At 47.0% G+C, this 8,848-nt stretch carries 9 protein-coding genes; 6 read left to right on the forward strand and 3 right to left on the reverse strand.

The window, feature by feature from the left end:
- Positions 1–143 precede the first annotated feature (143 nt).
- The 6 genes from ACKFKF_RS11880 (at position 144) to ACKFKF_RS11905 (ending at position 7,056) form a co-directional block, all read left to right on the forward strand.
- On the forward strand, positions 144–338 hold the full coding sequence (locus ACKFKF_RS11880) for a hypothetical protein (protein ID WP_446867896.1): 195 nt from the start codon (positions 144–146) through the stop codon (positions 336–338).
- 326 nt (positions 339–664) lie between these two features.
- A complete protein-coding gene (locus tag ACKFKF_RS11885; protein ID WP_446867897.1) occupies positions 665–1,054 on the forward strand; it encodes an alr0857 family protein in 390 nt (129 codons plus the stop codon).
- Positions 1,055–1,258: 204 nt separating this feature from the next.
- Positions 1,259–1,447 (forward strand): hypothetical protein, encoded by a 189-nt coding sequence (locus ACKFKF_RS11890; protein WP_446867898.1) that lies wholly within the window; start codon positions 1,259–1,261, stop codon positions 1,445–1,447.
- Positions 1,448–1,597: 150 nt separating this feature from the next.
- A complete protein-coding gene (locus ACKFKF_RS11895; RefSeq protein ID WP_446867899.1) occupies positions 1,598–3,664 on the forward strand; it encodes a PAS domain-containing sensor histidine kinase in 2,067 nt (688 codons plus the stop codon).
- 578 nt (positions 3,665–4,242) lie between these two features.
- Positions 4,243–6,174: a primary-amine oxidase gene (locus tag ACKFKF_RS11900; RefSeq protein WP_446867900.1), complete on the forward strand. Its 1,932-nt coding sequence runs from the start codon at positions 4,243–4,245 to the stop codon at positions 6,172–6,174.
- 564 nt (positions 6,175–6,738) lie between these two features.
- Positions 6,739–7,056: a hypothetical protein gene (locus tag ACKFKF_RS11905; RefSeq protein ID WP_446867901.1), complete on the forward strand. Its 318-nt coding sequence runs from the start codon at positions 6,739–6,741 to the stop codon at positions 7,054–7,056.
- A 2-nt stretch (positions 7,057–7,058) separates the two neighbouring features.
- Here ACKFKF_RS11905 and ACKFKF_RS11910 read toward each other — a convergent pair whose 3' ends face one another.
- From ACKFKF_RS11910 to ACKFKF_RS11920, 3 genes are all read right to left on the reverse strand, one after another.
- Complete coding sequence (locus ACKFKF_RS11910; protein ID WP_446867902.1) at positions 7,059–7,214, reverse strand: hypothetical protein; 156 nt, start codon at positions 7,212–7,214, stop codon at positions 7,059–7,061.
- Positions 7,215–7,320: 106 nt separating this feature from the next.
- The gene (locus ACKFKF_RS11915; protein ID WP_446867903.1) at positions 7,321–7,821 is read right to left on the reverse strand and encodes a hypothetical protein; all 501 of its coding nucleotides are present in this window, start codon (positions 7,819–7,821) and stop codon (positions 7,321–7,323) included.
- A gap of 149 nt (positions 7,822–7,970) precedes the next feature.
- Positions 7,971–8,228: a hypothetical protein gene (locus ACKFKF_RS11920; RefSeq protein ID WP_446867904.1), complete on the reverse strand. Its 258-nt coding sequence runs from the start codon at positions 8,226–8,228 to the stop codon at positions 7,971–7,973.
- Between the last annotated feature and the right edge of the window lie 620 nt (positions 8,229–8,848).

Here is an 8,848-nt window from a genome sequence, read left to right on the forward strand (position 1 = left end):
AAATCGGAGACATCAGACCAGACACTAAAAGCCTACTCTGTTCAAAGTTCCAAAGTCTAAAGTTTCAAAGTCCAAAGAAAGAGTGGACAATCTGTAGTATATCTTGTAGTATACAAATAGTCATTCTCAAGATTCTGTTTTCTATGAGCGCCAACCCATTCTCAATTCATACTGCAACGGTTTGCCAGCTCGATCGGGTGACGGCGACCATGCAGTTGAGTCAGAGAGTCAATGGGCGGATCATTAGTGCGCGCCACACCAAACAACCGATTCAAGGCACAGGAAATTTAGAACAACTCCAGAGCGGAAGGTGTGGGCCGCAACCTGCACTGACCTAAATCGACTAGCCAAAAAGCTGCCGATCCCCGCTCCTGGTTTTCAGAGGTGGGGATTATTTTTTTGAGTTTAATCTCCTTCCTCTCTTCTCCCCCACTCATCCTGCCGTGTACACACACGTCGATCGATCTGTCATTGCTGAGAGCCTTCGCCCCCTAAATCCCCCAAAAATGGGGGACTTTGAGCCGTCGTCCTGGCTTTGAACTTTGGAAATCTTTCCTTGGTCAAAGTCCCCCAGACTGGGGGATTTAGGGGGCTGAAGCCGCCTGAAACGAAGCGACAACGACTTGTGTGTACACGGTAGCCCACTCATCGGAGGATTTTAACCATGTTAAAGCTGACCTACACCGAAGCAGGATTGCACTTTGAGAGAGTCGTCTCAACGTCTCTAGAAGTGCTGGTCGCTCAACGGGTCATTCTGGCACTCCGCGCAGGACAACCTTTGCATATTGAACCTGGCAAAGCGTCTTTTTTGATGCCGATCGAGACTCCAGAACTGAGATATCTCGGAAAAGTGCTGAAAATGGAGGCGAGTGAGAGCATCGTCGTGACGGCGATCGATCACAACTATGTAGAAATCAGCCTCACCGGAAGCTGGCTCGCAGAGAGTGCCGAAGCCCATGCAGGCATGTTGGTGACAACCTTTTCTGAGCAAACTGAATTTCTTGTTTACAAGCTGTGGCAGGCTACTCAGTCACCCGTTTCCTTCTTGGCGTAATGGCTAAAAGGCAAGTTGGCGAATGCTGTTAGCTTCACAAATGCCCGCCGTTTGACGAAGCCAAAAACTCTATCGAATTTACGTTAGAGCAAATCGTTGAGCGATCGTCTCCTCATCTCAAAAAAGTTTGTAGTCTCTCTTGACGTTTTTGTATTATGTTTGTAGCATTAATGTAGTACGTCACTCAATTCTTGGAGAAACCCCATGCTTTTCTTTGTCAAACCACCGTCCTCCTGGTCAAGGCGTTCTGCTGAGATGCCAGACGACGATGACGAATTAAATCCACATTCGCAAGCACAAATCAAACGCGATCGACAACGCCAAAAACAAAGACTGCAAATGCTTCGTGACATTAGACAACAACACTCTCTAGAACGGCGTTCCTTTCTGTGAGTGGATTTCCGTTTTGGACACTAAAACCTATCTCATGGAGGATTATGTGCAACTCTTAGGGCAGATCGGTTTGTAGGGCAGCATCGGTTATGTTATTCCAGAGATATTCCTGGATTGATTAACAGTCGCTGCCTTCAAACATTATTAGCCATGTCTGAAATTACTTTGCAGCGATCAGCGGCTTTGCTGAGACAAACTTCTTCTGCCATCAGTGTCTTTGTCACATTGGTTGGGTTGGTTGTCCTGGTTGGCTGGTTGCTCAATATTGAAATCATTAAGTACGGTTTTATTGGCGACACCGTGACGATTAAGGCAAATACCGCGATCGCTCTGGTGGGGTCGGGGTTGTCTCTATGGCTGTTGCAACATCGACACCGAGCGAGTCGTTTTTTTGCTCAAGTGCTGGCCGCGAGTGTTGTGCTGGTTGGATTGTTGACGCTAGGTGAATATGTGTTTGGATGGGATTTGAACATTGATCAACCCCTATTTCGAGACAACACAACCAAAGCCGACTTTGCACCAGGCAGAATGGGATGGAATACGGCGCTGAGTTTTGTGTTAATTGGTGGAGCGCTGGGACTGGCTGGACAACGCCGCGATCGGTTTCAAATCGTCCAGGGGCTAACTTTAGTGGCGAGTCTGATCTCGTTGCAAACATTGGTTAGCTATTTGTATGAGGTGCAGTTATTTCAGGAATTCACAATCTATTCTCCTCGATCGCCTGCGGCAACAGCGGTTGTATTGATCGTGCTGTGTGTGGGCATTCTTTGTTTGCGTTTTGATCGAGGGCTGATGAGAATTGTAACTAGCAATCATCCTAGTGATATAACTACTCGATGGCTATTAGTTGCAGCGATTTTTGTTCCGTTAATTTTAGGTTGGTTGATCTTAAAAATTCAGAAAGAAGGCTACATCACGCCAGCATTTGCGATTTCGCTATTAGTCTTTAAAATCATTGTTGTATTTTCAATTCTGATCTGGTTAAAAACGGTATTTACTCATTGTATCGAGCGCGATCGCAGACAAATCACTACTGCGTTGCAGGAAAGCGTGGGGCAGTTTAATTTTGCCTTAGATGCTGCGGGATTGGGGCATTGGGACTGGAATTTGATCAGTGGTCAGATCATTAGCTCGGCGCAACAAGAACGGCTGTTTGGCCTCGTTCCGGGTCAGCACAGTCGCACCTACAAAACCTTTCTCAAACAGATCTACCCAGACGATCGGCGATCGGTGATTCAGACGCTTAAGCAGGCTCAACAAAACTATCACGACGAATTTAGAGTCGTCTGGCCAGATAAGAGTATTCATTGGCTGGCGGTTAAGGGGCAGATTTACCCCGACAAGATCGGGCGATCGGTAAGAATGAGTGGCGTTTGTATCGACGTTACTTTGAATAAACTAATGGAGGCAGAACAGCAGCAAATATTAGTTTTAGAACGACATGCCCGCGCTCAATCTGAGGCCGCCAACCGCATGAAAGACGAATTTTTGTTAGTGCTGTCTCACGAACTGCGAACGCCGATGAACTCGATTTTGGGATGGTCTCGCATTCTTCGCGGCCGTTCTGTTGAGGAAGCGAGACTGGCTCAAGGATTGGAGACGATCGAGCGCAATGCCAAAGTTCAGCTACAGATTGTCAATGATTTGCTGGATGTGTCTCAGATTGTTCAGGGAAGGCTGTCGCTTGATTTTAGTCCGGTGAGTCCAATCAGTGCGATCGAGGCGGCAGTTTCTACGATTCGTCCGATCGCGGAGGCAAAAAGTATTCAATTAGAGATGGTGTGCAATCCCATTGACGGCGTAGTGTTGGCAGATTTTACTCGACTCCAGCAGGTGATCTGGAACCTGTTAACCAATGCCATCAAGTTCACGCCAGTCGGGGGTTACGTCAAGATTTCTCTTGAACAGGTGGGCGGTTGGGTGCATCTCTATGTCAGTGACACTGGAAAGGGGATCAGCCCGCAGTTTCTCCCCTATGTGTTCGATCGCTTTCGTCAACAAGATAGCAGTACGACACGATCGTATGGCGGGCTGGGACTGGGACTCTCGATCGTGCGAAATTTAGTCGAACTTCACGGCGGAACGATTTCAGTTAAAAGTGCAGGTGATAATTTGGGAGCAACTTTTTTGGTCAAGCTACCGCTGCGATCGTCAGACTCCAATAACTTAGACCACCCAGGCAGCCTGGAGACCGTAAAGGGACTTGCAGACGCATAAAAACTCTATTTGCCACAAGCTCCTCTTTGCTAAATGGTGAACCAAAACTGAGAAATCGTCAGATCTGCAACTTTCCGGCGTGATTTCTATTGAGTGGTAATTTTGATGGTTTCTTTTGAGCAAGCGTTTGTTGATTTTATATGCGTCAAGTTAACATGAATTCGACGGAGTTTTTCGCTTCGTGATTCAGCAGTTTCGCCCCCCAACCCCCAATTCTGGGGGACTTTCGGATAGGATTTTTTGCTCAAAGTCCCCCAAACTTATGGGATTTAGGGGGCTGCCCGGAGTGACAACCGCAGCCAAAGATTTCATCGAATTCAGGTTAAGTGATTTCTAGGAGCGATCGCATAACTTATAAACTACTGAGTAGCTTTGATTAAAATCATTTTTAATTAAAATCATTTTTATTTGCAGTTCAAGGTTTCATCATTTAACGTTTTATAAACTAATCGCACAACCATGAATTTGTCAATTCAGTCTAGGCTTAGAAACGGATATGAGTGAACGGAAATAGATTAAGACCGTCCCTTATACTGCACTAATTCAGAACTTAATGTTCTTTATTTTTCATAGCAATCATGACGATCTCTCCCATTCTCAAAAGCACTACCCAAACGATTCTCCACCCTTTAGAGCCGCTCACGGTTGAAGAAGTTCAGACCGCCGTGACGATCGTTCGCACCCAACAAAACCTTGGCTCGTCCTTTCGGTTTCCGACAGTCGTGTTGCACGAGCCGCCCAAATCGGTTGTCCTTAACTATGTCGCGGGCGATCCGATTCAGCGATCGGCGTTTTTGATTTTGCTCGACAATCAGACGGGCGCGACCTATGAAGCAGTGGTTAGTCTCAGCGATCGCCAAGTCACCTCCTGGGAGCAAATTCCCGGTGTGCAGCCCAACATTATGGCGGATGAATTGGGCGAGTGTGAGGCCGTGGTCAAAGCTCATCCAGAGTTTCAGGCAGCGCTACAAAGACGGGGCATTACTGACCTTGATTTAGTCGTGGTTGACCCCTGGGCGATCGGCAATTTTGGTTTTGCAGAAGAAGTGGGGATTCGGCTTTCTCGCTGTTTGTGCTATCTGCGGGCAACGCCAAACGGTAATTTTTATGCGCGTCCAATTGATGGTCTAGTTCCCGTCGTTGACCTCAACAAAATGCAGGTTTTGAAGATAGAAGATCTGGGCATTCTTCCGGTGCCGCCAGAGGCGAGTGAGTATGCGCGATCGTTTATTCCCAAGTTTCGAGATGATATTAAACCGCTGCAAATTACGCAGCCAGAAGGGCCAAGTTTTGAGGTGAATGGACATCAGATTCGCTGGCAAAAATGGCAATTTCGGATTGGATTTACGCCTCGTGAAGGGTTAGTTCTCTACACAGTTGGCTATGAAGATCAAGGCAAACTTCGTCCGATTCTCTATCGAGCTTCGATGGCTGAAATGGTCGTTCCATATGGCGACCCACGGGTACAACACTTTCGTAAAAATGCCTTTGATCTGGGCGAACACGGGGTCGGAATGTTGGCAAATTCTCTCAAATTAGGGTGTGATTGTTTAGGCGAAATCCATTACTTTGATGCAGTGCTCACCAACAGTCGAGGAGAAGTCGCCATCACCGAAAATGCAGTTTGTCTACACGAAGAAGACTACGGCATTCTCTGGAAACATACCGACTGGAGACTTGAAGAATCTGAAGTGCGGCGATCGCGTCGTCTCGTGATTTCCTTCATCGCCACCGTGGACAATTACGAATACGGTTTTTTCTGGTATTTCTATCAAGATGGCACAATCCAATACGAAGTTAAGCTCACTGGAATTTTACTTTGTGCAACGCTAGGAGACACGCCAAAATATGGTACTTTAGTCGCTCCCCAACTCAATGCGCTCAACCATCAACACTTTTTTAGTATGCGATTGGATATGGACATTGATGGGCAAAATAACTCAGTTTACGAAGTCAACAGCCACGCTGAACCGATGGGAGAAACGAATCCCTACGGCAATGCTTTTTATGCAGAATCGACATTGCTAGAAACCGAACAAGCTGCACAGCGAATTGTTGATCCGTTGAGCGCCCGTTACTGGAAAATTACCAATCCCAATATCCAAAATCGATTAGGTCAAAACGTCGGCTACAAGCTGATTCCAGGTGAAAACGTGTTGCCCTTTGCCCATCCCGATTCGCCCATTCTCAAGCGGGCCGGTTTCATGACTAAACACCTCTGGGTCACGCCCTATCACGCTGACGAACTCTACTCCGCTGGCAAGTATCCCAACCAACATGCAGGCGGCGAAGGATTGCCCCAATGGACACAGGCAAATCGATCGCTCACCAACACCGATGTCGTCGTCTGGTACACTTTTGGTCACCATCACATTCCCCGACCCGAAGACTTTCCGGTGATGCCGACTGCTTACAGTGGTTTTATGCTCAAGCCGATCGGATTCTTTACGGCCAGTCCCGCGATGGATGTGCCGCCCTCTCCCTCAAACCACGGCTGCCACTCAGACTAAAACCCAAAAAAAAGGAGACAACTAACGGCAGGAAAGCAGTGAAACATTCCTATCATCAATGTCTCCAATCGGTCTGCATCCCGTGACGGACGCAAGAGAGTGATTAGCTGTTGACTGTTGTTCTTAAAAGATGGCGATCAAATTTCAGCTACCCGCTGTCGATCGCCTGATCCCTTTCAGAACACTTCCACGATAAGCGCCCCCCTCAACAAACTCCATTACCCCCAAGGGTACGATTTCCCAGCCAAAAAACTTCTAGCGTTGTGAATTAGGGGATGAATTGCCCCAAAGCGGAGGGAAGCCCAGTGCTCAAAGTCCCCCAATTTTGGGGGATTTAGGGGGCGAAAAGATTGACACTTCTCACAGATTCATCCCTCCAATCAGCAACGCCAAACTTCTTCATCCCTCATCCCTCATCCCTCATCCCTCATCCCTCCCTCCCATCTACCTCCAGAGAGTGACGAAATGAGTGAGCATGTGAAGAAGACTTAAGCCAGGTGTGAGTGAAACTCAGAATCCGACGGCTAATTTAATTTCCCAAGAATACGATAAGGATGTCTCAATATGGCTGATTCGACTCAAACGGTTGATTTAGATTCTACGATCGCCGCCCTACAAGGTGGATTGACTTCTCTCCCTCCCGAAGCGGCTGTGGGTGCGATCGAAAGTTGGCAACAACAGCTACAAGGAACCGAGATCGCTGAAACTCTTGGCGAACTCAAACAAGCCCTGACGGCGGGTGGTGGTTCCTCGATCGGTGAAATCCTGGCTGATCTCGGTTCTCAGACTTCATCAGCAGCCGGAAGTGCCAGCGGAGATGCAGCGTCTAAACTTCAACAACTTGGACAACTATTGTCTCAGGCCGGAAGTTCTATTTCATAGTTTTAGTGATGTTGAGTTGATAACTTTGGCATTACTTGAAGTATTTCTTTAAGGTTGAAGGCAGCGATCGGTTTGCTTAGGTTTGGCAGGCGATCGCTGCTTTCTAGCAGCCACAAAATTAACGTTTGCTTGGTGAATTCTTTCGCTTTGGTGCTCAAATCTTCTGCCCCCAAGCTGCTAATTTGAGGGGCTTTTAGAAAAGCGTTTCGCTTGGAGCTTGCGGATAGACGATAACAGAGAAGTCTCTTATTGAACCCCGAAGATTTAGTACAGAAAAATTGCACCCGTACTTTCGACTCTCATGGTTGTTGCATCAGCGCTCAAATCGGTTGTGGTGTCTAGGGTGACTTCGAGAGACTCTTTGGCGTTACTCATTGGAGTGGGAGTAACTTTTAATAAGCCTGCATCTTGACGATCAAGCGTCAGCGTAACGGGAGTTCTCAATTTTTGCAGCAGCACTGTTGAACGCCCTGCCAAAGTCCGAGGTTTGGTGTCTCCAATGACCTGATAGCTGATGGTCGCATAGGTGTTGTTCTTTAAAAGGACAGTCACTCGATCGCTCGTCAGGGCAATTCTTGCTTGAGGAATAAACTGCTGCTCTGGAGAAGGCGTTGTCAGACTGGGATCTGGCTTCTGACTAGCTGGATTTGTAGGTGCTGATAGAGAAGGCCCGATCCCCTGCGAATAACTCAGCAAGATCGCTCCCATCAGCAGCACGCTTCTGCCTAGCCCCCGCAATGAGGATCGAGTGATTTGAGTAAACATCATGACCTCTTCGATAAAATCGTTAAAAACAGCATCATCCTGGCGGAGTTTATTAAACTCTACCTCTATCGCATGACACTGTGTAGGCGGGATGAGTGCCCTTCTCCCAGCGCTACTTTTAACGAAAAGTCAGAACAAATCGGGCTTGTCTAGGAAGATGGCTCACAGATTTCTTCGGTCGCCAACGGCTGGATCAATTCTGCGGCCAGATCGACCAGAGCATCTCGCCGAAACCGAACCACTCGTGAAGATGAACTTTGATGATGTCCAGTGGTCGAAACCGACAAATTGATATTGGTGAGATCAGATTCAATGTGTTTGACCTTGCAGATCTGCATTTTGTTATTGCAGTAAGCAACAATGCGATCGCCTGTTTGGATGTCCGACGCTTGAATTTTCAATTGCAACTCAGCCTCATCAAAGGGATTTAATTTGTTTTGCGATATCAGGTTGGGTAGGCTTGAGAGAAATCACAGACTGCCCCGAAGCCCGATATCTTACTTTTTCTACTCAAGGTATTGTTAGAATACCACAGAAATTCAATTCCGTCTCTACCAAACCCTAGATTCTTTGTCAATGGTGAATTGTACTCAATTATTAGCTATCACCGAAAATTGGGAAAGAGTAGACAAAATCGCCAATCTGAGTACTCAAAAGCTGACGATAGTCTCTTCGACAAATCGTGATAGAGATCACCTTATAGTGTGACTGGGATCGCTAAAAGTATTGGCACCGCCAGACATACTGTAAAGGACTCAACTTTAGCCGAGTCATCAACAGGGAACACACGACTGGCCGACAGATTTCTTACGAAGACTGTCGGTTTTTTATTGCTTAGTAGCGTTGGTCACTAGTTAAGATTAAAAATCTAGTGGCTTGTCAAAAGGGCGACGTTAGATAGACGTTAGATATTGGACAGGGGACGTTGAACTTCAGACTTTGATTTTTGAGCTAGAGTCTCAGGTCTAAAGTCCAGCCCTCTAAAGGTCATTTGAGCGCTTTTTAATATTTGTTGTCATCCCTGTCA

This window comes from Phormidesmis sp. 146-12 (assembly GCF_052939495.1).

What these genes read in the sequence shown, in the direction of transcription:
- ACKFKF_RS11895 (WP_446867899.1), top strand. Translation starts at nt 1,598, where the DNA reads ATGTCTGAAATTACTTTGCAGCGATCAGCGGCTTTGCTGAGACAAACT.
- ACKFKF_RS11890 (WP_446867898.1), top strand. Translation starts at nt 1,259, where the DNA reads ATGCTTTTCTTTGTCAAACCACCGTCCTCCTGGTCAAGGCGTTCTGCT.
- ACKFKF_RS11915 (WP_446867903.1), bottom strand. Translation starts at nt 7,821, where the DNA reads ATGTTTACTCAAATCACTCGATCCTCATTGCGGGGGCTAGGCAGAAGC.
- ACKFKF_RS11885 (WP_446867897.1), top strand. Translation starts at nt 665, where the DNA reads ATGTTAAAGCTGACCTACACCGAAGCAGGATTGCACTTTGAGAGAGTC.
- ACKFKF_RS11900 (WP_446867900.1), top strand. Translation starts at nt 4,243, where the DNA reads ATGACGATCTCTCCCATTCTCAAAAGCACTACCCAAACGATTCTCCAC.
- ACKFKF_RS11905 (WP_446867901.1), top strand. Translation starts at nt 6,739, where the DNA reads ATGGCTGATTCGACTCAAACGGTTGATTTAGATTCTACGATCGCCGCC.
- ACKFKF_RS11880 (WP_446867896.1), top strand. Translation starts at nt 144, where the DNA reads ATGAGCGCCAACCCATTCTCAATTCATACTGCAACGGTTTGCCAGCTC.